The sequence below is a fragment of the Lacrimispora sp. YZC11 genome, from assembly GCF_057543815.1.
In genome coordinates this window covers 118,383-140,048 of record NZ_BAAJYQ010000021.1, presented here as the reverse complement: position 1 = coordinate 140,048, position 21,666 = coordinate 118,383, and the positions used below count along the sequence as shown (strand labels likewise).

Genomic DNA, 21,666 nt, shown 5'->3' with positions numbered 1-21,666 from the left:
GGCATTTTTACCTTTACGGGGCATGTGCCATTGGCACTCTGAGGAAGTGGTACCTTTGGATATGACGGGGAAGTCAAGCGGATGTTTTATAAGATACACTTAGCTGTGCATATTGCACAAAAAATATTAGTATTATTAAACAAATTTGCAAATAGACTTATGCAATGATCCATGATATACTGCGTTTAGAAAATAGAAGAGTAGTTTGTGACTGGTAAGGCAGGCAAGATCTACATGGTTGTTATCACGTATCCTAGTTATGTGATAATCCTCGTAGCTTGTCTTTTTTTATTACTGGAAGGGCATATGAAGATTGAAAAAGTTTTGAACAATAACATGGTATCAGCTTTCAATACCGAGGGAAAAGAAATCATACTGAAAGGAAAATCCATCGGCTTTGGAAAGAAAAAGGGCGATGAGGTGGACCGGAAGCTGGTGGAACGGGTATTTATACAGAATGACAAGCGGGATGCCCGTCATTTTGAAGAGTACTTCGCAAAGCTTCCCCAGGAATACTGGGAGATCAGTGAACAGACGGTGGATTACGCCAAAAGCGAGTTTGGAATGCGGCTGGATTCCCGGATCATTCTACCGGTGTGCGACCATATCGCCGGTGCGGTAGACCGTTACAAAGACGGGACCATTCTCCGCAATGCCATGCTTTGGGAGGGAAGGCGGTATTACCCCAATGAGTTTAAGGTGGGCCAGTATGCGGTCGACTTAATCCGGAGAAGGCTGGATATTTCCATGGAAGAGGATGAAGCCATGTTCCTGGCGTTTCATTTTGTTTATGGCCAGCTAAACCGGCAGGAAACCGATGATTTAGAGGCTATTACAGGAATTATCAAGGACATTGTGGATATTGTGGAGGCTTCCTTTCAGATCAGGCTGAATACGGAGTCCTGGGATTACAGACGTTTTGTGACCCATATACGTTTCTTTGCCCAGCGCATGCTGCAGAATAAGCAATATGAGGAAAGCAATGAAGAGTGGTATCAGCTGCTAAAGGATAAGTACCGCAGATCCTATAACTGCATCGTTAAAATAGCAGATTATATACACGACCGGTATTACTATGAAATAGACCGGGAAGAAATGATGTATCTGATGATCCACATAGAAAAAGTTACAAGAGAACTGATTTAAAACAGAGGGCTGGGAGTGTTACCGGACGGGAAAGATGGTCCGGGCAGGACCCTGCATGGAGAGTAGGCTGCAATGGTTATATTATCTGCAGGCTGCTTTTCGGCAGGGCCCTTTTTATTTACTTTTTTATTGAATGATAAGGCGTTTTAAGATAGCCGGCAGACGTCTTTTCAGATAGATAACAATGAATAAACCTTAGAATAAGGGGGAGACAATATGGCATTTGATTATGCAAAGACCGCACAAACCATGCTTGACAAGGTTGGCGGAGAGAAAAATGTGAGCGGGTTGTCCCATTGCATGACACGCCTGCGGTTCGTGCTGAAAGACAGCACAATTCCAAAAGATTCTGAAATTGAAAAGGTGCCGGGTGTAATCCGGGTGGTCCGCCAGGGCGGACAGTACCAGGTGGTCATCGGCAACGAGGTATCAAATGTATATAAGGAACTTTTAAAGCTTGGACATTTTGAAGAAAGCACCGGGAATGAGGGTGAGGGGCCTAAGGAGAATCTGATTTCACGTATGTGCAGCTTTGTAGCCGGCTGCATGACCCCTCTGCTTCCGGCCATGCTTGGCTGCGGTATGCTTAAAGTAGTGCTGACCCTTCTGACTACCTTTGGACTAGTGGATACGTCCGGAAGCACGTATGTGATTTTATCCGCAGCAGGAGATGCTTTCTTCTACTTTCTTCCCATTTTGCTGGCCATGACCACAGCAAAACGTCTTGGCTCCAACATTTATCTGGCCATGGTAATAGCGGCGCTTTTGATCCATCCGAATATAGTGGGTCTGCTGAGCCAGGGAAACACCACATATTTTGGCTTGCCTGTCACGTCGGCTGTATATAGCTCCTCCGTTCTTCCTATCTTCCTTATCGTTCCGATTATGGGATATATTGAACGGTTTGCTGATAAGGTCTGCCCCAACCTTTTGAAGGTATTCTTGAAACCGCTGATGGTCATATTCATTACTGTGCCCATTGCATTGGTTGTTGTTGGCCCCCTGGGAAGCATTCTCGGAAACTATCTGGCAGTCGGAATCAATTTCTTATATAGCAAAGCAGGCTGGCTCACCATCATGCTGATCTCTGCGGCCATGCCGTTTATCGTTATGACCGGAATGCATTATGCATTGATACCTATGTTAACCATTAGTTTAGCAACCTTTGGGTTTGATGCAATAGTAATCGTTACCATGTTCTGCTCCAACCTGGCTCAGGGAGGTGCTTCCCTGGGTGTTGCAGCACGTTCCAGGGATGAAAATGTAAAATCTACCGCATCTGCCTCCGGAATCTCGGCAATTGTGGCTGGTGTTACAGAGCCTGCGATGTATGGTGTGACATTAAAATACAAAACACCCATGATAGCAGCTGTGATCGGTGCAGCCGCATCAGGTCTTTATTCCGGTATTACCCATCTGGTAGCCTATTCCATGGGTGGCTCGCCTTCCTCCCTGTCCTTAATTACCATGATCGGCGGTGAGGGATTCGGCAATTTGATAAATGGTGTAATCGCCATGATTATCTCTCTGACCGTATCCTTTGTCATGGCTCTCATCCTTTATAAGCCGGAGGAGAAGACTGGGGAGCCGGAAGCTTCCGGGGATTCTTCTGCTGAAGAGAAAAAGCCGCTGGTGGAGACCATTGAGCTGGCAAGCCCTCTTTCGGGATCTGTGATTTCTTTAACAGAAGTAGAGGATCCGGTATTTGCAAGTGGAGTACTGGGAGAAGGGGTAGCCATAATCCCTGATGAGGGAATGGTATATGCTCCTGCGGACGGAATCATCAGTGCGGTGATTGACACAAAGCATGCGGTTGGTATCACTACGAATACAGGAGCTGAGGTCCTGATCCATGTAGGAATTGATACGGTGCGTCTTGGAGGAGAAGGATTTACCCTTCACTGTAAGGAAGGGGACCGGGTGATAAAGGGAAGCCTGCTGCTGGAATTTGATATGGAGAAAATTAAGGAAGAGGGCTTATCGTTAACCACTCCAGTGCTTATATCCAATATGAACAGCTTTGTAAGCTTAAAGACCAGCAATAAAAAGAAGGTCGAGGCGGGAGAGAAGCTGCTTACCATTGTTTAATCATTCAGAAAGAGGTGTGATATGTCTGTATTTGCTGATAACTTTTTATGGGGAGGCGCAGTGGCGGCCAACCAGTGTGAGGGCGCATGGGATGAGGCAGGAAAAGGAATAGCAGATCCTGATGTATGTACGGGAGGTTCCCATAATAGATCCAAGCGGATCACCCGGGCCATAGAACCGGACACATTTTATCCCAGCCATGAAGCTATCGATTTTTATCATCATTATAAGGAAGATATTGCCCTGTTTGCGGAGATGGGCTTTAAGGTGTTCCGTTTTTCTATTGCATGGACCAGGATTTTTCCTACGGGCATGGAAGAGGAGCCGAATGAGGCCGGCCTGGAATTCTATGACAGGGTGATCGAAGAGTGTTTAAACCATGGCATTGAGCCGCTGGTTACCATTTCCCATTACGAGATGCCCTTCACTCTTACGGAAAAGTACAATGGCTGGGCTTCCAGAGAGTGCATCGGACTGTTTGTTAAATATGCGGAAACTCTGTTCAAGCGGTATAAGGGAAAGGTGAAATACTGGCTGACCTTTAATGAGATCAATGCGGGAACAATGCCCATGGGCGGTTTCCTTTCCTTAGGTATTTTAAATGAGGGAACAACAGATTTTACAAACCAGACGGATATTCCCCAGCTCCGCTTCCAGGGTCTTCATCATCAGTTTATAGCCAGCGCCCAGGCAGTGAAGGCCGGGCATGAGATTGACCCGGACTGTAAGATCGGCTGTATGCTTTGTTATATTACGACATATCCTTTGACCTGCAATCCGGATGATATTATAGAAACCCAGAGGCGGAATCAGATCTTAAACCAGTTCTGCGGCGATGTGCAGGTAAGGGGAGAATATCCCAGCTTTATGAACCGTTATTTCAGTGAAAACGGGATATCCATCCAGATGGAGCCGGGAGACTTGGAAACCATAAAAGAAGGCTGTGTGGATTATTATACTTTCAGCTATTATATGTCCAACTGTGCTACCGCTTCGCCGGATCAGGCAGCCTCCTCGGGCAACTTAATGGGAGGGGCGAAGAATCCTTACCTGGAAGCCAGCGACTGGGGCTGGCAGATCGATCCCAAGGGGCTTCGTTACACATTAAATGAGATTTACGGACGCTACCGCATTCCTTTGATGGTAGTGGAAAACGGCCTGGGTGCTTATGATAAGAAGGAAGAGGATGGAAGCATCAGGGACGATTACCGCATCGATTACTTAAGGAAACACATTGAACAGATGAAAGAAGCTGTAGATGATGGTGTAGATCTGATGGGGTATACCCCATGGGGCTGTATTGACTTAGTCAGCGCCTCTACCGGTGAGATGGCAAAGCGTTACGGTTTCATCTACGTAGAAAAATATGACGATGGAACCGGAGATTTATCCAGAAGGAAGAAGAAATCCTTTGACTGGTACAAAAAGGTAATTGAAACCAATGGCGAAGAACTGGATTAAAAATACAGGGCTGATTTCCCGGCTGCCTTAGACAGCTCCATAAGTAAGAGGATATCTTAAGATTCCGTATCAATCAGGAACTTTAAGATGTCCTCTTTTTGTGGTACTATGATTTTAGTGTATTTTTTTACGAATGAAAAAACAGGGACGGAAATTATTCCCTTATATTTCTTTTTTGGATTTTATATAATCTACTTATGAACGTGGGGCATACAGGGGGGATTGGACATGGTTAAAATTTTTCTTGCTGAGGATGAAAAAATAGTCCGTGAAGGTATTAAGAATGGTATCCCGTGGGAAAGATACGGATTTGAGTTTGCGGGGGAGGCGCCGGACGGGGAGCTGGCATATCCTCTGATCTTAAAAGCAAAACCGGATATCCTGCTGACGGACATCCGGATGCCCTTTATGGATGGACTTGAGCTGGCTGAGATGGTGAAGAGGGAGCTTCCGGACCTGCGCATCATGTTTTTCAGCGGGTATGATGACTTTGAATACGCAAAGCGGGCTATAAAGATCGGCGCAGCGGATTACCTTCTTAAGCCTGTAAGCAGCAGCCAGCTGTTAGAGGCTCTGGAGCGTATGAGCGAAGCAATTATCCAGGAGAGAAGCGAAAAGGGTTATAAATTGGAGTTTTTAAAGCAGCAGGAGGAGAGGAAGCGGATGGAGCGGGACCGGCTGTTTGATACCATTGTATCGGGAAACTTAAGCCTTCAGGAGATCCTTTTAAAGGGGCAGGAACACAGCTTGTCCCTTAGCGCACCGATGTATAATCTGATTTTATTTCAGGCAAGGGCCTCCGGCAGCCAGGAGCAGTATACGGACCAGGGGGCTGTTTTTGATGAGATGATAAAGGACCGGTTTGAAGGCAGGGCAGAAGTCATCGTATTTAACCGTCTGACAGAAGGGTATGCCTTCCTGGTCATGGGAAACGACCGGGAAGATTTAGATAGAAAGGTGGCCGCCTGCCAGGAGCTTTTGGTCCGCCTTGTGGAGTCTTGTCCGGGAATGGAGTATTTCGGGGGAATGGGCGTTCCGGTATGCAGGCTTGGGGAGCTGAGAATCTGTTTTAAAGCGGCTAGTAAGGCCTACGCCTGCCGCTATATGCTGGAATACAACCAGCTCCTTACAGCAGAGGCGGCGGTCCGGCTTCATGACGATTCCGGAACCATCAGCTTAGAAGGGCTGGACATGACCAGGCTGAGCCGGGATATTGTCCCTAATTTTCTCAAAAACGGTTCCATTCCTGAGGTAAAGTATTTTCTGGAAGAATACTTAGAGGCTTGCGGGAATAATTTCAAATCCTTGATCTTCAGGCAATATCTGATCATGGATGTTTATCTGGCTGTCATCGCTTTTGTCACCCAGCTTGGTTTCGAGACCGAGCAGGTTCTAAAGGAATTTGGAGATGGGAAGACCATAAAGCCCTGTGTGGGATCTGAGGAAGGGGCGGTTAAGTACACCAGGGAAATTCTTACAAAGGCCATCACCCTCCGCACCACCTGTTCCCAGAAAAAATACCGCCTGGTTCTTGATAAGGCCAGGGATTATATTGTAAGGCATTATAAGGACGAGGACATTTCTTTAAACGTGGTGGCCTCTACCGTGAATATAAGCCCCAATCACTTCAGCACCATATTCAGCCAGGAAATGGGGATCACCTTTGTGGAATATTTAACAAAGGTCCGTATGGGAGCGGCAAAGGAGCTGCTTCTTAAAACAGATCTCCGGGCCTCGGAAATCGGATATCAGGTGGGATATAAGGATCCTCATTATTTTAGTTACATATTTAAAAAGACGCATGGAATTACGCCGAAAGCATTCCGGTCAGGAGGCAGAAATGGTACAAAAACGTGATTCGATCAAAGCAAAAATACAATCCATGCAGGCAATCGTATTTATCCCGGTCATTATTATGATTGGGATATTGCTGTATATGATGGCATGGCAGAACAAGCAGTACCGGCAAAGCATAAGGAACTTAACCATGGCTACGGAGTTTAATTTTGACTTTAAATCCAACATTGATTATAAGATGTACCGCATTGTCATAGGGGCGGACACCTTTGATTCCTTAAATCCCTATGGGGAACTGGAAAACTCCCGAAGGATGTTTGAGCAGTTAAAGGATTCCACTCCCCAGGAGAACAGTAAAAAGGGGCTGGATGGGATCATCATCCTGATCGGCATTCTGGAAAAAAGAATTGAAGACATCCGTACCAGCAGCATCATCGGTGATTATGACCGGAATATGGAGCGCCTGGATAAGGACATTTATGTGATTACCGACCTTATTGAAGAAACCATGTCTGATTATATTTACAATGAAACAAAGACCTTAGAATCCACGCGCCAGAAGCTGGATTCCCAGACAAATAAGGTTATTGCTTTATGCGTCGTGGTTTCCGCCTATATCATCGTATTTTTAAACGTTTCTTTTTCTTCCTTTGGTAAGAAGATCACAAAGCCCATTGAGGAGCTGTGCGAATATACCATGGTGCTTGCAAACGGCAGCCTAAAGGTCAAAGCCCCCAAAAGCAACATTCGGGAGATCCAGATGCTGAGCGACCAGTATGATCATATGGTGATCCGGATCGGAGAGCTGATCCGCCACATCAAGGAGGAACAGGAGTTAAAGAGGAAAGCCGAATTAAAGCTATTGCAGGCTCAGATCAACCCTCATTTTCTTTATAATACCCTGGATACCATTGTCTGGCTGGCAGAGGGGAAACGGCATCAGGAGGTGGTGGACATGATCACGGCCTTTTCCTCCTTTCTTCGGATGGGACTTAACAATGGACGGGATTTTATCACCATCAGGGGAGAAGCGGAGCATGTGAACAGCTACCTTCAGATCCAGCATTTCCGTTATGAGGACATTATGGATTATGAGATCGATTTTAAGGAGCAGATCATGGAATATTCTACTTTGAAGCTGACCCTGCAGCCAATTGTGGAGAATGCCCTTTACCATGGGATCAAGAATTGCAGGAAAAAAGGCTTTCTAAAGATCAGCGGCTGGCAGGAGGAGGGGGACATCCTGCTAAGAGTGAAAGATAACGGCATCGGAATGAAACCGGAGGAGCTTGAAAAGATGCAGAGCCTGGTGCGCAGCGGAGGAGAGGACGTGGGCCTGCGGGAAGGCTTTGGAATAGCTAATGTAGCGGAGCGGATCCGGCTAAATTTCGGTGAAGCCTATGGACTAAGCATTGAAAGTGAGTATGGAGTGGGAACCTCTGTTACGGTTAAAATTCCCGCTTCTTTAAAGGGGAGCAGATAAAAAAATCCCCCTTTTCCATAAAAAATCCAACCTCATTTTGGAATGCTTTGCAATGGCGTAAGAAACTCAACCGTTTACAGAAGATTTTGCATTGAGAAAAGGGCCGGTAACCGATATGATACAGGTAGTTTCTAGGAAAAGTAAACACGATCTATCATTTTGGAGGGAACGGATATGAAGAAAAGATTACTGGGCATGATGACGGCGGCTGCCATGACCGCAGCCATGGTTTTATCCGGATGCAGCGGTTCTCAGACGGCGGCTACCACCGGGGCGCCGGCCGGCGGGGAAACAAAAACAGAGGCTGCTGCGGAAACGAAGACAGAGGCAGCCAAGACGGAGGAGAAAAAGGATCTGCTTGTGGTAGGTTTTTCCCAGGTAGGTGCGGAATCTGACTGGAGAACAGCCAACACCGAATCCATGAAATCCACGTTTACGGAAGCAAACGGGTATAAGCTGATATTCGATGATGCACAGCAGAAACAGGAAAACCAGTTAAAGGCAGTCCGTAACTTTATCCAGCAGGATGTAGATTATATTGTGATCGCACCGGTCACGGAAACCGGCTGGGATACGGTTTTACAGGAAGCAAAGGATGCCGGAATTCCGGTCATCATCGTTGACCGTATGATCGATGTTTCCGACGACTCCCTTTATACCGCATGGGTTGGCTCCAATTTCCTACAGGAAGGCTATGATGCGGTGGCATGGCTTGATGGATATTTAAAGGAAAATAACCGTGCAGACAATGATATCAACATCGTGACCCTGCAGGGGACCATCGGATCCTCTGCCCAGATCGGGCGTACCGACGGCGTGGAAGAAAAGATGAAGGATCATCCCAAGTGGAAGATGCTGGAGCGGCAGACTGGTGAATTCACTCAGGCAAAGGGACAGGAGGTAATGGAGTCCTTCTTAAAGACCTATAATGATATTGACGTTGTAATCGCTGAAAATGACAACATGGCCTTTGGAGCCATTGACGCCATCAAGGCGGCTGGAAAGACCTGCGGACCAAAGGGCGATATCATCATCATTTCCTTTGACGCGGTTGCGGCTGCATTTGATTCCATGATCGCCGGTGATATGAATGTATCCGTGGAATGCAACCCGCTTCACGGCCCCCGTGTGGCTGAAATCATTCAGAAGCTGGAAAAGGGCGAAAATGTGGATAAGATCGCCTATGTACAGGAAGGAGTGTATCCGGCAGATACGGCGGCTCAGGAAAAGCCAAAACGGGCTTATTAATCCGCAGGCCGTAAGACCGTAAGCAGGAGTGAATCTGGATAAACAGGTGCAGGGGAATAGAGGACGGAGGTTTATAGTCCTCCGCCCTGCACCTTTTTTAATCCCTGAATTTGCCGGTTTAAGCAGGACGGGGGAGGAAAGGAAGGGATTCTATGCCCAATGAAATCGTATTAGCCATGCGAAATATATCAAAAGCATTTCCAGGGGTGCAGGCACTTGATCATGTGGACTTCACTTTAAAAAAGGGAGAGATCCATGCGCTGATGGGGGAAAACGGAGCCGGTAAATCCACTCTTATCAAGGTCCTGACAGGAGTGGAGGAGTTTGAATCAGGAGAAATCACCATCGCCGGGTTTCAAGGGAACATCATCAACCATTCTCCCCAGGAGGCCCAGGTCCATGGGATCAGCACGGTCTACCAGGAGGTCAATCTCTGCCCTAATTTATCCGTAGCGGAGAATTTATTCATCGGCAGGGAGCCAAGGCGGGCTGGCATGATCGACTGGAAAACCATGAACAAAAAGGCGAAAGATCTGCTGGAGAGCCTGGATATCCGCATAGACGTGACCAGGGCCCTTGAGAATTATTCCATTGCCTTGCAGCAGATGTTTGCCATCGCCAGAGCGGTGGATATGTCCGCGAAGGTTTTGATTCTTGATGAACCCACCTCTTCCTTAGATGAAAATGAAGCGGAGAAGCTGTTTAAGCTGATGAACCGCCTTAAATCGGAAGGTGTTGGAATCATATTTGTAACTCATTTCCTGGAACAGGTGTATGAGGTCTGCGACAAGATCACGGTTCTTAGAAACGGGACCCTGGTGGGAGAGTATGAAACGGAAAGGCTGCCCAGAGTACAGTTGGTGGCTAAGATGATGGGAAAGGATTTTGACGATCTGGCTGCCATAAAGAAAAGCGGAGAGATGGAGGGAAGGTCAGGGGAAGTGGTGATTGATGCCCAAGGGATCGGAACGCAGGGTACCATAAAGCCTTTCGACTTAACGATCCGTAAAGGGGAGGTGATTGGCCTTACCGGACTTTTGGGCTCCGGACGCTCGGAGTTAGCCAGGTGCCTTTATGGAGCGGATAAACCGGACAGCGGAGAGCTGAAAGTAAATGGGCGGCCGGTTTCAGTGTCAGCCCCTCTGGATGCCATGATGGCAGGCATGGCCTACCTTCCGGAAAACCGGAAAGAGGAAGGGATCGTGGCGGATTTATCAGTACGGGATAATCTGCTCCTGGCTCTTCAGGCAAAAAAGGGGATGTTCCAGCTTATCGGAAGAAAGAAGCAGGAGGAGCTTGCAGATAAGTATATAGAGCTTTTGCAGATTAAGACGGCTGACAGGGAGACCCCCATAAGAAGCTTAAGCGGAGGAAACCAGCAAAAGGTGATTTTAGGAAGATGGCTCCTTACGGATCCGGATTTTCTCATATTGGATGAACCCACCAGAGGGATCGATGTAGGCACCAAGACAGAGATCCAGAAGCTGGTGGTAAAGCTTTCAGAGGAGGGGAAGGCCGTGATGTTCATTTCCTCGGAGATAGAGGAGATGCTGCGCACCTGTAACCGTATGGCAGTGCTCCGGGATGGGCAGAAGGTAGGGGAGCTGGAGGAAGGCGAACTGGACCAGAATAACATTATGAAGGCAATTGCAGGAGGTGGGGGAAATGAATAGGATGACAATGTTTGTTAAAAAGCTGACAGGAACCCGCTTGTTCCTGCCTCTGTTCTGTCTTGTTCTGGTGTTGTTGTCAAACCTTATCAAAACACCTACCTTTTTTCAGGTAACGATGAAAAACGGCGTTCTATACGGATACATCATCGATGTGATCAACCGAGCCAGTGATCTGGTGATCCTGGCTGTGGGAATGACCATGGTGGTGGCGGCTTCCGGAGGTACGGATATTTCCGTGGGAGCGGTCATGTCCGTGGCAGGAGCCGTATGCTGCTATCTTCTGGCTGGCGGCCTGCAGACCGTGAATGAGTTCCAGAATCCTTATATTCTAGGTGTACTTGCAGCGGTTATTGCAGGTATGCTGTGCGGCTGTTTTAATGGATTTCTTGTGGCGAAGATGAAGATTCAGCCCATGGTAGCGACCTTGATCCTGTTTACGGCAGGGCGGGGGATGGCGCAGCTGATCACCAGAGGGCAGATCACCTACATCCGGGTGGAATCCTATAAAATGCTTGGATCAAGCATACCAGGGATTCCCGTTCCAACTCCTGTATTCGTAGCGCTTCTCATGGTGATCCTTACCTATGTTTTATTGAAAAAAACCACCTTGGGGCTTTATATCCAGACAGTAGGAATTAACTCCAGGGCCTCCAGGCTCATGGGGATCAAGTCTTCTAAAATCATCTTTCTTTCCTATGTATTTTGCGGCCTTTGTGCCGGAGTATCCGGCCTGGTGGCATCCTCCAGGATCTATTCGGCAGACGCCAACAACATCGGGCTCAATCTGGAGCTGGATGCGATCCTTGCAGTAGCATTAGGGGGCAACAGCCTGGGAGGCGGTAAATTCTCCCTTCTTGGAAGCGTTATCGGCGCTTACACCATACAGGCCTTAAGCACCACCTTATACGCTATGGGAGTTTCTCCGGACCAGATCCCGGTTTATAAGGCTATCGTCGTGGTGATCATTGTTGCCCTTCAGTCAACGGAGCTTAAGAAAATGGCAAAAAGATTCCAAACAGGCCATGCAGCGGGAAAGAAGGTGGCGTAAATGAAGAACAGAGGAAAAGCAGATGGTAAGATATTCCTGCTTATGATCACCATTGCCCTTTTCGTGGGAATGTACATAGCCGGAATCCTGATTTTTAAGAGCAAGGGCTTTGCAAAACCCCAGGTATTTTTAAACCTTTTTATCTCCAATGCCGGCCTGATCGTTATTGCGGCGGGAATGACCATGATTATGATCACAGGGGGAATTGATATTTCCGTTGGCTCTGTGGTGGCCCTTACCTGCATGATGCTTGCATGGATGATGGAAAACAAGGGAATCGGAGCGGTTCCGGCCCTTTTGACCGTCCTGGTAATCGGAATTTTCTTTGGCCTGGTCCAGGGATTTTTCATAGCCTATTTAAAAATACAGCCCTTTATCGTAACCCTGGCGGGAATGTTCTTTGCCAGAGGAATGACGGCCATCATCAGCCAGGAAATGATCAGTGTAAAGAACGAGCTGTTTTTAAAGTGGGCTAAGAGTAAAATCAATCTGACCTTTCTCGGCGGAACTGTAAATAAAAAGGGTGTGGTGAACTACCCCTTTCTTTATCCAAGCGTTATCATTGCATTGACGGTCCTGGTTCTGGTATTTGTGGTCTTAAAGTATACAAAATTCGGGCGGACGATCTACGCAGTAGGAGGAAATGAGCAGTCCGCACTGATGATGGGATTAAATGTAAAGCGCACCAAGCTTTTCGTGTATGTCATCAATGGCTTTTTATGTGCATTAGGCGGGTTTTTGTTCTGCTTAAATACCTGCGCAGGCTTTGTGGAGCAGGCAAAGGGTTTTGAGATGGAAGCCATCGCTTCCGCAGTTATCGGGGGGACATTGCTGTCCGGAGGCGTAGGAAATGTTTTCGGCAGCCTGTTTGGGGTTTTAATAAAGGGTACCATAGAGACGTTCATCACCTTCCAGGGGACTCTTTCCTCCTGGTGGACGAAAATCACCATTGCGGCTCTGCTGGCATTTTTTATCATTCTCCAAAGTCTGTTTGCCAAGGCAAAAGAGAAGTAGGATCAGAAAGAAAGGGAGATAGATAGGCGGAAACTGCTGCCAGACGGATTACAACCGTCGGACAGCGGTTCCCGCCTATTGATTTTTTCCTGTCTCTCTCTTCGAAAAAACCAGGTGAAATAACCGGATTATGTTGACATAAGCCCTTATTCCATATTAAAGTTATGATACGGAAAAAAGAGGACTGCAAAAAGCAGAAAATTTACTTACGGAGGTATAACAGAAAAGCACGCTTTTACTGGAAGAACTTATGAAAAAATTTATCGGAAATAAGGCATTTTACAGGATGGTGCTGACAATCGCCATTCCTATTATGGTCCAGAACGGGATCACTAACTTTGTCAGCCTGCTGGATAATATTATGGTGGGCATGGTAGGAACAGAGCAGATGTCCGGTGTGGCAATTGTGAACCAGCTGATCTTTGTCTTTAACATCAGCATTTTTGGAATCATATCAGGGGCAGGTATTTTCGGCGCCCAGTTCTTCGGCTGCGGAAAGCATGACGGAGTGCGGCATACATTCCGGTTTAAAATCATCTGCTGTGCGCTTCTGGCTGTGGTTGCAGTGGCAGTGTTTTTCTGCTTTGGAGAGGACATGATCGCCATGTATCTCCATGGAGAGGGCAATGATGCGGAGCTCGCGACTGCATTGATGCACGGCAGGCGGTATATGCTGGTCATGCTTATCGGCCTGATGCCCTTTGCGCTGGAACAGGCTTATGTCAGTACCTTAAGGGAGTGCGGTGAAACGATAGTTCCCATGAAAGCCGGAATTGTGGCGGTCCTGGTAAATCTTTTATTTAATTATATCTTAATCTTTGGAAAGCTGGGAGCCCCGGCCTTAGGTGTGGTGGGTGCGGCAATTGCAACCGTTATGGCCAGATTCGTGGAAGCAGCGATTATAGTGGTCTGGACCCATAAGAATGCGAAGAAGAATCCGTTTATTACAGGTGCTTACAGCAGCTTTTATATACCGGCGGGCCTTGTGAGGAACATCCTTGTTAAGGGGACGCCTCTCATTGTAAATGAAGCCCTTTGGGCAGCCGGAGTGGCCACCTTGATGCAGTGTTATTCTGTGAGAGGACTGACCGCGGTGGCAGGACTTAATATATCCGCAACCATAGGAAATGTATTTAACGTGGTTTACTTAGCCCTTGGAAGCGCGGTGTCCATTATTGTGGGACAGCTTTTGGGTGCAGGAAAGATGGAGGAGGCCAGGGAAACGGATACGAAACTGATTGTTTTTTCCGTCGGTTCCTGCGTGCTCATGGGAGGACTTTTGGCTATCACGGCTCCTCTGTTCCCCATGATCTACAACACCACGGATGAGGTCAGGAGCCTGGCTGTCCGGTTTATCCGTATACTGGCTTTGTGCATGCCCATGAATGCGTTCATGAATGTGGCTTATTTTACTCTGCGTTCCGGTGGAAAGACAGTGATCACCTTTTTATTTGACAGCGTATTTATGTGGGTGGTCAGCATTCCCATTGCCTATTCTCTCAGCCGGTATACCGCCATTCCTATCGTACCCTTGTATTTCATGTGTCAGATGGTGGAGATCGTCAAATGCATCGTTGGCTTTGTGCTGGTAAAAAAGGGCGTGTGGATACATAATATTGTATCGGAACAGGATTAGTAAAATGGAAAAGAATTGCAGTATTGGAGGAATGAAATGAAAACATTAATTATAGCAGAAAAGCCGTCGGTAGCCAGAGACATTGCCCGTGTGCTGCATTGTGCAAGGAATCATGATGGTGTGATAGAAGGAGAAAAATATGCGGTCACCTGGGGGCTGGGCCATCTGGTTACATTGGCTGACCCTGAAGATTACGACCCTAAATATAAGGAGTGGAAGATGGAGGATCTTCCAATGATGCCGGACCAGTTCAAGCTTGAAGTCATCAAACAGACCGGAAAGCAGTACCGTGTGGTAAAATCCCAGATCCACCGGGGAGATGTGGGGGAAATAATCATTGCCACCGATGCCGGACGGGAGGGGGAGCTTGTAGCCAGGCTGATCCTGGAAAAGGCAGGGAATAAAAAACCCATAAAAAGGCTCTGGATCTCATCCGTTACGGATAAGGCCATTAAGGAAGGCTTTGCAAAATTAAAAAATGGCCATGAGTACGATAATCTGTACGATGCGGCTATGTGCCGTGCTGAAGCGGACTGGCTGGTGGGCATCAATGCCACCAGGGCGCTGACCTGCAAGTACAACGCCAGCTTAAGCTGCGGCCGGGTACAAACACCTACACTGGCAATTATCGCAAGAAGGGAAGAGGAAATTAAAAATTTTGTTCCAAGGCTTTACTACGGCATTACGGCCAAATGTACAAGCCCGGCCCTTTCCTTTACCTGGCGGGATGAGAAATCGAAGAGCTTCCGTTCCTTTGACAAGGACCGGGTAGAAACTCTTTTAAATAAAATGAAAGCTCAGGGCGAAGGCGTGATCACAGAGGTGAAAAGCGTCCCCAAGAAGACCGATTCTCCCCAGCTTTATGATCTGACGGAGCTGCAGAGGGAAGCCAACCGAAGGTTTAACTATTCTGCAAAAGAGACTTTAAATATCATGCAGAGGCTTTATGAAAACCACAAAGTTCTGACTTACCCCAGAACGGATTCCAGGTATTTAAGCTCGGATATCGTTCCCTCCATCAGGGAAAGGCTTGAAGCATGCGGCGTCGGGCCATACCGGAAGCTGGCAGGAAGGCTGGTAAACAAGAAGATCCAGGCATCTCCTTCCTTTGTAAACGACAAGAAGGTGACGGATCATCATGCCATCATTCCAACGGAACAGTTTGTCCAAATGGACCATATGACCATTGATGAGAGGAAGATCTATGATCTGGTGGTCCGCAGATTCCTGGCGGTATTGTATCCTCCTTTTGAATATGAACAGACAGAGATCACCCTGGATTTAGGCGGAGAGATACTCGCAGCCAGAGGAAAGACCGTAAAAGCCCTTGGCTGGAAAGAAGTATATGAAAACCAGGAGGAGGAAGATGAGGAACAGGAATTAAAGGAGCAAAATCTTCCTTCCGTGAAAAAGGGGGACCGGCTTGCAGGGCTGACGGTTGCCATGACCGAAGGAAAGACAAAGCCTCCGTCGCCCTTTCAGGAGGCGACCCTTCTTACCGCCATGGAAAATCCGGTTTCTTATATGGAAACGAAAGACTTAGGATTGGCAAAGACCCTGGGAGAAACAGGGGGGCTTGGGACCGTGGCCACAAGGGCGGATATCATTGAAAAGCTATTTTCCGGATTTCTTCTGGAACGGCGTGGAAAGGATATCTATCTGACCTCCAAGGCCAGACAGCTTCTCACTCTTGTGCCGGAGGACCTAAAGAAACCGGAGCTGACGGCTGAATGGGAGATGAGGCTTTCTGAAATCGCAGGGGGGAAATTAAAACGGGCCGCGTTTATGAAGGATATCAGGCAGTATTCCGGAGACTTGATCCATCAGATCAGGACCGGCGAAGGCAGTTTTAACCATGACAACATAACGAATCACAAATGCCCGGACTGCGGCAAGCGGATGCTGGCAGTCAAAGGGAAAAACAGCGAGATGCTGGTATGTCAGGACAGGGAGTGCGGGCACAGGGAGGTCGTTTCTAAGACCAGCAATGCAAGATGCCCGGTCTGCCATAAGAAGCTGGAGCTTAAAGGAAAGGGAGACGGACAGATCTTTGTATGCAGATGTGGTTATAAGGAAAAACTTTCTTCCTTTAAGGAACGGCGTTCCAAGGAGGGAGCCGGGGTATCCAAAAAAGATGTGGCGAAGTATTTGAACCAGCAGAAAAAGGAAGAGGATAAGCCCATTAATTCGGCTTTTGCAGACGCCTTTGCAAAGCTGAACCTGGGAGGGAATGAGGAATAGCCTTTCCGTTGAAAGCCCTTGTACCGGCCTGGACAATAAGAAAGGATGTCTCAAGTATGTTTTCTGCTTTGAAATATACGCTTGGGACCTCCTTTTTGTGAATCTATGATCAAGTTGAAGTAAAAATTTAGTAAAATTTTACTTTGCTTATTGACGGTGACAGAAACTGCAATTATAATGAAAATTGAAAGGTGAGGATATAGATTATGGCTACAATAAAAGAAATTTCTCAGCTTGCGGATGTATCCATTGCAACGGTATCAAGGGTACTAAACCAGGATGATACGATTGTGGTGAGTCCGGAAGTGAGAAAAAGGATATTCAGAATTGCCCACGAGTTAAAATATGTCCCACCCAGGAGGCGTCATGCACTGAAAGAAAGAGGAATTGTCATAGGAGTGGCTGACTGGCATATTATCCGGAAGGACCGGACCAATATCAGGCTTTCTTCCCTGGACTTGATCGTAAAGTCCATGTCAGGAAAGAATGATGTGCGGTTTGAACGGCTGGATAAAAATAAGCCTGGTCAGTACGACGGTATCATGGCCTTCGGCGTTTTTTCCGAGGAAGAGATGGAGTTTCTGCGGATGCAGAGCTATGCCATCGTATTCATCAATTCGGATCCAAAGGATTATGCGTACGACAGCATTGTTATGGACTTTAATAAGGGAATCCATGAAATGCTGGACTATCTCATGGACAGGAAAAAATACTGCAGCGTCGGCTATATCGGAGGCCTTTATGAAGAAGGCCAGGTAAGGATCGGCTACCGGAGGCTGGAAGGAATCCGGGCAACTTTTAAGCAGAGGGGCTTTTATGAGGAAGGGAACTTTTACATAGGCGATATCAGCAGGGAAAGCGGTTATGAGCTGGCAAAGAAGGCAATCCAGTCAGGCCGTCTTCCGGAAGCGGTGCTCTTAGGAAGCGAAGAAGTCGCGGAAGGGGCTTTAGAAGCCTTCCAGGATGCAGGACTTCGCGTGCCAAAGGATGTGGCGGTAGTCATCTATAAGGACATTGAGACCTTAGAATCCAAATGGCCCACTTACACCAAGGTCCGGATGTTTCCTGATATCGTATGGCAGACGGCGATCAAGCTTCTGCTGGAACAGACCCAGGAAGGCCGCAAAGACAATATGACAATTTTTCTCCCGACAAAGCTAGAGGTAGGGGACAGTGCGTAAAGACCCATGATCTCAAGAACCGATGAATCACAAAAAAAGGAGAGCAGTATGAAAAAAACAGTTTCTGTATTAATGGCAGCAGCACTTTGTGCAGCAATGATCGGCGGATGTTCTGGCGGCAGCCAAACAGGAGCCACAACCGCAGCAGGGACAGAGGCAGCTTCGTCTGCGGCAGGAGAGACCACAAAGGCGGAGGCAAAAGCTGAGAACAAGAAGATTGGCAAACTGAACGTATACTTTGTTCCTTCCAGAGAGCCGGAAGAGATCGTAACCGCCACAGAGCCTTTAAAAGAAATGCTGAAGTCAGAGCTGGGAAAAGAAGGCTATGATATCGGTGAAGTAGTGATTACGGTTGGTACCAGCTACGAAGCGGTTGGAGAAGCTCTTTCCGCAGGCACCGCAGATATCGGTCTGATTCCCGGAGGAACTTATGTCCTTTATGATGATGGTGCAGAAGTGATTCTTACGGCCACCAGAGACGCATTGAATAAGAATTCCGATTCCGCTAAGGACTGGAATGACGGTAAGGCCACCGAGGGAACTACGGATCAGGCAACCTCCTACCGTGCGCTTATTATTGCAGGACCTTCTGAAAAGGGAAAAGCGCTTGCAGACAAGGTAAATAAAGGCGAAGCGTTGACCTTTGAGGATTTAGACGGAGCAAACTGGAGCGTTATGTCATCCTCCTCCCCGGCAGGATACATTTACCCCTCCTTATGGCTTCAGGATAATTTCCAGAAGAATATATTAAATCTTTCCCACGCAGTACAGTCTGATTCCTATGGAAGCGCATTTGCAAGACTTGCTTCCGGCCAGGTAGATGTTCTCTGTACCTATGCAGATGCCCGCAGGGATTATGTGGACAAATGGAACTCCGAATACGGCAGAGCAAGCTCCATCTGGGAAGAAACAGGTGTAATCGGTGTGACTCCTCCAATTTTTAATGATACGGTCAGCGTGAGCAAGACCTCCAAAATCATGGATGATGATTTAAAAAAGGCAGTTCAGAACGCATTTATCAACATTGGAAATACAGAAGAGGGCAAGGAAGTTATCGCCATCTACAGTCACAAAGGATATAAGCCTGCACAGAGCTCTGATTATGATAATGAACGCGCGGCACAGAAGATGATTAAGGAATTAAATGCAAAATAAATAATAAATACAATACATACAGGCTGCGGAGGCGTCGTAAACGGAAAACATTTGCGGCGCCTCCTCTCTCTATCCTGGGAAATGAGGAAAATATGATTGAATTTAATCAGGTAGGTAAAAAATATCCCAATGGTTTTCATGCCTTAAAGGATATTAATCTGAAGATTGAGCAGGGGGAGTTTGTTGCGATCATCGGCCTTTCAGGTGCCGGAAAATCCACCCTTCTTCGGACCATCAACCGCATGCATGATATCACGGAAGGCAGTCTGACCGTGGATGGGACCGATGTGATGCAGTTAAAAGGAAAGGAGTTAAGACGCTTCCGCCGCAGGATCGGCATGATCTTCCAGTCTTTTAACCTGGTGACCAGGACCCTGGTCATTAATAATGTCCTTATGTCAAAGGTACCGGAACTGCCGTTTTTAAAGGCTTTATTCGGCATTTATCCAAAAGAGGATAAGCTGGGGGCCTTAGAGGCTCTTGACAAGGTGGGGATCCTGGATAAGGCTTTTGTCCGTGCGGATCAGCTTTCAGGAGGCCAGCAGCAAAGGGTTGCCCTTGCAAGGACCCTTGCCCAGAACCCCCAAATCATCCTGGCGGATGAGCCGGTGGCTTCCCTTGACCCGGTTACTGCAAAACAGGTTATGGGGGATTTCTTAAGGATCAATAAGGAAATGAACATTACGATCCTGTTAAACATTCATCATGTGGATCTGGCACTCCAGTATGCCAGCCGTGTTGTAGGCATACGGGCCGGCCAGATCGTATACGACGGTCCGGCCACTGAAGTTACCCAGGATATTTTAGATCAGATATATGAAGGAAAAGAAGAAGAGGAGGCGGCAGGATGAGTTTATATGACAAGATATTTCCGCCCAGGAAAATCGTATTGTCCAGCGGAAAGACCGTCTTTCGGCCGGTTTCCAGGCTTCCTCTGGTCGCCTTGATCCTGGTGTTTTTAACCGTGCTGTCCGTGAAAATCACCGGCTTTGATATGAGGATTTTACTGGAAAGGGGAAACCAGTTCTTTGTTATTCTTGGGATGATGGTTCCTCCGGCATTTTCCTATAGTGCCCAGGTGTGGAAGCCCTTGTTTGACACCATAAAGATGTCTCTTCTGGGGACCGTGGCAGGAGCGCTGGTGGTCATTCCCTTTGCAATGGCCGCTTCTACCAATATCATAAAAAATGCCGCAATCGTCGGTATCATGAGATTGTTTTTAAGCATTGTAAGGACACTTCCTACCCTGGTAACCGCTTTGATCGCCACTTATGTGTTCGGCCTGGGTACCCTGGCAGGAACTACGGCTATAGCAATTTTTACCTTTGCCTATATGGGTAAGATTTTATATGAAGAGATCGAAACTGCTGATATGGGGGCCTTTGAGGCCATGGAAGCCATTGGAGCCACCAAGATCCGGGCATTTGTGAGCGCCATCATTCCTCAGGTACTTCCTTCCTATATTTCCAATGGGTTGTTCTGCTTTGAAGGAAATGTCCGCTACGCGGCCATTTTAGGCTATGTAGGCGCAGGCGGCCTTGGTCTGATCCTGAATGAGAAATTAGGCTGGAGAGAATACCCCAGCGTGGGCATGATCCTTATCATGCTGTTTGTTGCCGTATTTTTAATTGAGTCGGTGAGCCGTTACTGCCGCCGGAAACTGGTGTAGGAGGGCTGGCAGATGAATAAACAGATAGAAAAGGCATATGAAGAGCGCCCAAGAAATACGGTTTATAAGATAACCGTGACCGTGGTTGTCCTGGCCTTCATTTTATGGTCAGGTTCTGCCGTGGATTTTTCAGGAGGCGGACTTGGAGGTCTTTCAATTGCGGGAAATATATTAAACGGGATTATTCATCCGGACAGGAAGCTGCTTTTTAACCTGACCGTACAAGGAGTTCCCTATCTTCTTTTAGAAACGATTTGTATTGCATTTTTAGGAACCATTGTGGGGGCATTTCTTGCCATTCCCTTATCCTTTTTATCCGCTTCCAATTTGATGCCGGCTCCCATTGCTTATTTGAGCCGTTTGGTGATCATGGCGGTGAGAACCATTCCAGCCTTTGTATATGGCCTCATGTTCATCCGAGTCAGCGGACCCGGTGCATTTACCGGACTTTTAACCATGTCCGTCTGCTCCATTGGTATGGTATCCAAAATGTACATTGAAGCCATTGAGGATTTAGATACCAGGATTCTGGAATCCTTAGATGCCTGCGGCTGTAATACCTTCCAGAAAATACGGTATGGGATCCTGCCCCAGCTCATTCCAAACTTTGCATCAACGGTGATCTACCGGTTTGACATTAATTTAAGGGATGCAACCGTTCTTGGACTCGTAGGAGCCGGAGGCATTGGCGCGCCTTTAATCTTTGCCATGAATTCCTATCGGTGGAATGAGGCAGGGGCTATTTTGGTAGGCCTTGTGGTTCTGGTTCTTATCGTGGAGTACATTTCCACCAAAATCCGCGTAAAGCTGGCCAGGGGGTGATCAG

Annotated in this window: 16 protein-coding genes; all 16 read left to right on the top strand. The window is 47.4% G+C overall.

The features are described from left to right. The first annotated feature begins 306 nt into the window (after nucleotides 1–306). The 16 genes from licT (at nucleotide 307) to phnE (AC27IJ_RS25680) (ending at nucleotide 21,662) form a co-directional block, all read left to right on the top strand. Nucleotides 307–1,146, top strand: a complete 840-nt coding sequence (gene licT, locus AC27IJ_RS25755; RefSeq protein ID WP_312443813.1) for a BglG family transcription antiterminator LicT — start codon at nucleotides 307–309, stop codon at nucleotides 1,144–1,146. Nucleotides 1,147–1,362: 216 nt separating this feature from the next. Further along, entirely contained in the window at nucleotides 1,363–3,234 is a 1,872-nt protein-coding gene (locus AC27IJ_RS25750; RefSeq protein WP_312443814.1) for a beta-glucoside-specific PTS transporter subunit IIABC, read from the top strand. Between the two features lie 21 nt (nucleotides 3,235–3,255). Beyond that, nucleotides 3,256–4,695, top strand: a complete 1,440-nt coding sequence (locus AC27IJ_RS25745; protein ID WP_312443816.1) for a glycoside hydrolase family 1 protein — start codon at nucleotides 3,256–3,258, stop codon at nucleotides 4,693–4,695. A 228-nt stretch (nucleotides 4,696–4,923) separates the two neighbouring features. Continuing rightward, nucleotides 4,924–6,552 carry a response regulator transcription factor gene (locus tag AC27IJ_RS25740; protein WP_487151428.1) on the top strand — a complete coding sequence of 543 codons (1,629 nt, stop codon included), beginning with the start codon at nucleotides 4,924–4,926 and terminating at the stop codon, nucleotides 6,550–6,552. Then, a complete protein-coding gene (locus AC27IJ_RS25735) occupies nucleotides 6,536–7,975 on the top strand; it encodes a sensor histidine kinase (RefSeq protein ID WP_487151426.1) in 1,440 nt (479 codons plus the stop codon). Before AC27IJ_RS25740 ends, AC27IJ_RS25735 begins: the two co-directional genes overlap by 17 nt. Before the next feature lie 174 nt (nucleotides 7,976–8,149). Next, nucleotides 8,150–9,223, top strand: coding sequence for an ABC transporter substrate-binding protein (locus tag AC27IJ_RS25730; protein WP_487151423.1), 1,074 nt, complete (start codon nucleotides 8,150–8,152; stop codon nucleotides 9,221–9,223). 152 nt (nucleotides 9,224–9,375) lie between these two features. After that, nucleotides 9,376–10,896 carry a sugar ABC transporter ATP-binding protein gene (locus AC27IJ_RS25725; RefSeq protein WP_487151421.1) on the top strand — a complete coding sequence of 507 codons (1,521 nt, stop codon included), beginning with the start codon at nucleotides 9,376–9,378 and terminating at the stop codon, nucleotides 10,894–10,896. Continuing rightward, nucleotides 10,889–11,944, top strand: coding sequence for an ABC transporter permease (locus AC27IJ_RS25720; RefSeq protein ID WP_331655696.1), 1,056 nt, complete (start codon nucleotides 10,889–10,891; stop codon nucleotides 11,942–11,944). Before AC27IJ_RS25725 ends, AC27IJ_RS25720 begins: the two co-directional genes overlap by 8 nt. Beyond that, nucleotides 11,945–12,958, top strand: coding sequence for an ABC transporter permease subunit (locus AC27IJ_RS25715; protein WP_312443824.1), 1,014 nt, complete (start codon nucleotides 11,945–11,947; stop codon nucleotides 12,956–12,958). Nucleotides 12,959–13,208: 250 nt separating this feature from the next. Continuing rightward, complete coding sequence (locus tag AC27IJ_RS25710; protein ID WP_312443825.1) at nucleotides 13,209–14,594, top strand: MATE family efflux transporter; 1,386 nt, start codon at nucleotides 13,209–13,211, stop codon at nucleotides 14,592–14,594. Nucleotides 14,595–14,630: 36 nt separating this feature from the next. Further along, complete coding sequence (locus tag AC27IJ_RS25705; RefSeq protein ID WP_312443826.1) at nucleotides 14,631–16,835, top strand: DNA topoisomerase III; 2,205 nt, start codon at nucleotides 14,631–14,633, stop codon at nucleotides 16,833–16,835. 206 nt (nucleotides 16,836–17,041) lie between these two features. Further along, the gene (locus AC27IJ_RS25700) at nucleotides 17,042–18,016 is read left to right on the top strand and encodes a LacI family DNA-binding transcriptional regulator (RefSeq protein ID WP_312443828.1); all 975 of its coding nucleotides are present in this window, start codon (nucleotides 17,042–17,044) and stop codon (nucleotides 18,014–18,016) included. Between the two features lie 48 nt (nucleotides 18,017–18,064). Next, nucleotides 18,065–19,171, top strand: coding sequence for a phosphate/phosphite/phosphonate ABC transporter substrate-binding protein (locus AC27IJ_RS25695; protein ID WP_312503031.1), 1,107 nt, complete (start codon nucleotides 18,065–18,067; stop codon nucleotides 19,169–19,171). 92 nt (nucleotides 19,172–19,263) lie between these two features. After that, a complete protein-coding gene (gene phnC, locus AC27IJ_RS25690) occupies nucleotides 19,264–20,022 on the top strand; it encodes a phosphonate ABC transporter ATP-binding protein (RefSeq protein ID WP_312443829.1) in 759 nt (252 codons plus the stop codon). Further along, the gene (phnE, locus tag AC27IJ_RS25685; RefSeq protein ID WP_312503032.1) at nucleotides 20,019–20,840 is read left to right on the top strand and encodes a phosphonate ABC transporter, permease protein PhnE; all 822 of its coding nucleotides are present in this window, start codon (nucleotides 20,019–20,021) and stop codon (nucleotides 20,838–20,840) included. The genes phnC and phnE (AC27IJ_RS25685) overlap by 4 nt, the downstream gene beginning before the upstream one ends. Nucleotides 20,841–20,852: 12 nt before the next feature. Beyond that, nucleotides 20,853–21,662 carry a phosphonate ABC transporter, permease protein PhnE gene (gene phnE, locus AC27IJ_RS25680; RefSeq protein ID WP_487151416.1) on the top strand — a complete coding sequence of 270 codons (810 nt, stop codon included), beginning with the start codon at nucleotides 20,853–20,855 and terminating at the stop codon, nucleotides 21,660–21,662. The last annotated feature ends 4 nt before the right edge of the window (nucleotides 21,663–21,666 follow it).

Excerpts from the sequence above, each read along its gene's own strand:
- AC27IJ_RS25710 (WP_312443825.1), top strand. The coding sequence starts at position 13,209 with ATGAAAAAATTTATCGGAAATAAGGCATTTTACAGGATGGTGCTGACA.
- AC27IJ_RS25715 (WP_312443824.1), top strand. The coding sequence starts at position 11,945 with ATGAAGAACAGAGGAAAAGCAGATGGTAAGATATTCCTGCTTATGATC.
- AC27IJ_RS25700 (WP_312443828.1), top strand. The coding sequence starts at position 17,042 with ATGGCTACAATAAAAGAAATTTCTCAGCTTGCGGATGTATCCATTGCA.
- AC27IJ_RS25730 (WP_487151423.1), top strand. The coding sequence starts at position 8,150 with ATGAAGAAAAGATTACTGGGCATGATGACGGCGGCTGCCATGACCGCA.
- phnE (WP_487151416.1), top strand. The coding sequence starts at position 20,853 with ATGAATAAACAGATAGAAAAGGCATATGAAGAGCGCCCAAGAAATACG.
- licT (WP_312443813.1), top strand. The coding sequence starts at position 307 with ATGAAGATTGAAAAAGTTTTGAACAATAACATGGTATCAGCTTTCAAT.
- AC27IJ_RS25705 (WP_312443826.1), top strand. The coding sequence starts at position 14,631 with ATGAAAACATTAATTATAGCAGAAAAGCCGTCGGTAGCCAGAGACATT.
- AC27IJ_RS25720 (WP_331655696.1), top strand. The coding sequence starts at position 10,889 with ATGAATAGGATGACAATGTTTGTTAAAAAGCTGACAGGAACCCGCTTG.
- AC27IJ_RS25745 (WP_312443816.1), top strand. The coding sequence starts at position 3,256 with ATGTCTGTATTTGCTGATAACTTTTTATGGGGAGGCGCAGTGGCGGCC.
- phnE (WP_312503032.1), top strand. The coding sequence starts at position 20,019 with ATGAGTTTATATGACAAGATATTTCCGCCCAGGAAAATCGTATTGTCC.
- AC27IJ_RS25735 (WP_487151426.1), top strand. The coding sequence starts at position 6,536 with ATGGTACAAAAACGTGATTCGATCAAAGCAAAAATACAATCCATGCAG.
- AC27IJ_RS25750 (WP_312443814.1), top strand. The coding sequence starts at position 1,363 with ATGGCATTTGATTATGCAAAGACCGCACAAACCATGCTTGACAAGGTT.
- AC27IJ_RS25725 (WP_487151421.1), top strand. The coding sequence starts at position 9,376 with ATGCCCAATGAAATCGTATTAGCCATGCGAAATATATCAAAAGCATTT.
- AC27IJ_RS25695 (WP_312503031.1), top strand. The coding sequence starts at position 18,065 with ATGAAAAAAACAGTTTCTGTATTAATGGCAGCAGCACTTTGTGCAGCA.
- phnC (WP_312443829.1), top strand. The coding sequence starts at position 19,264 with ATGATTGAATTTAATCAGGTAGGTAAAAAATATCCCAATGGTTTTCAT.
- AC27IJ_RS25740 (WP_487151428.1), top strand. The coding sequence starts at position 4,924 with ATGGTTAAAATTTTTCTTGCTGAGGATGAAAAAATAGTCCGTGAAGGT.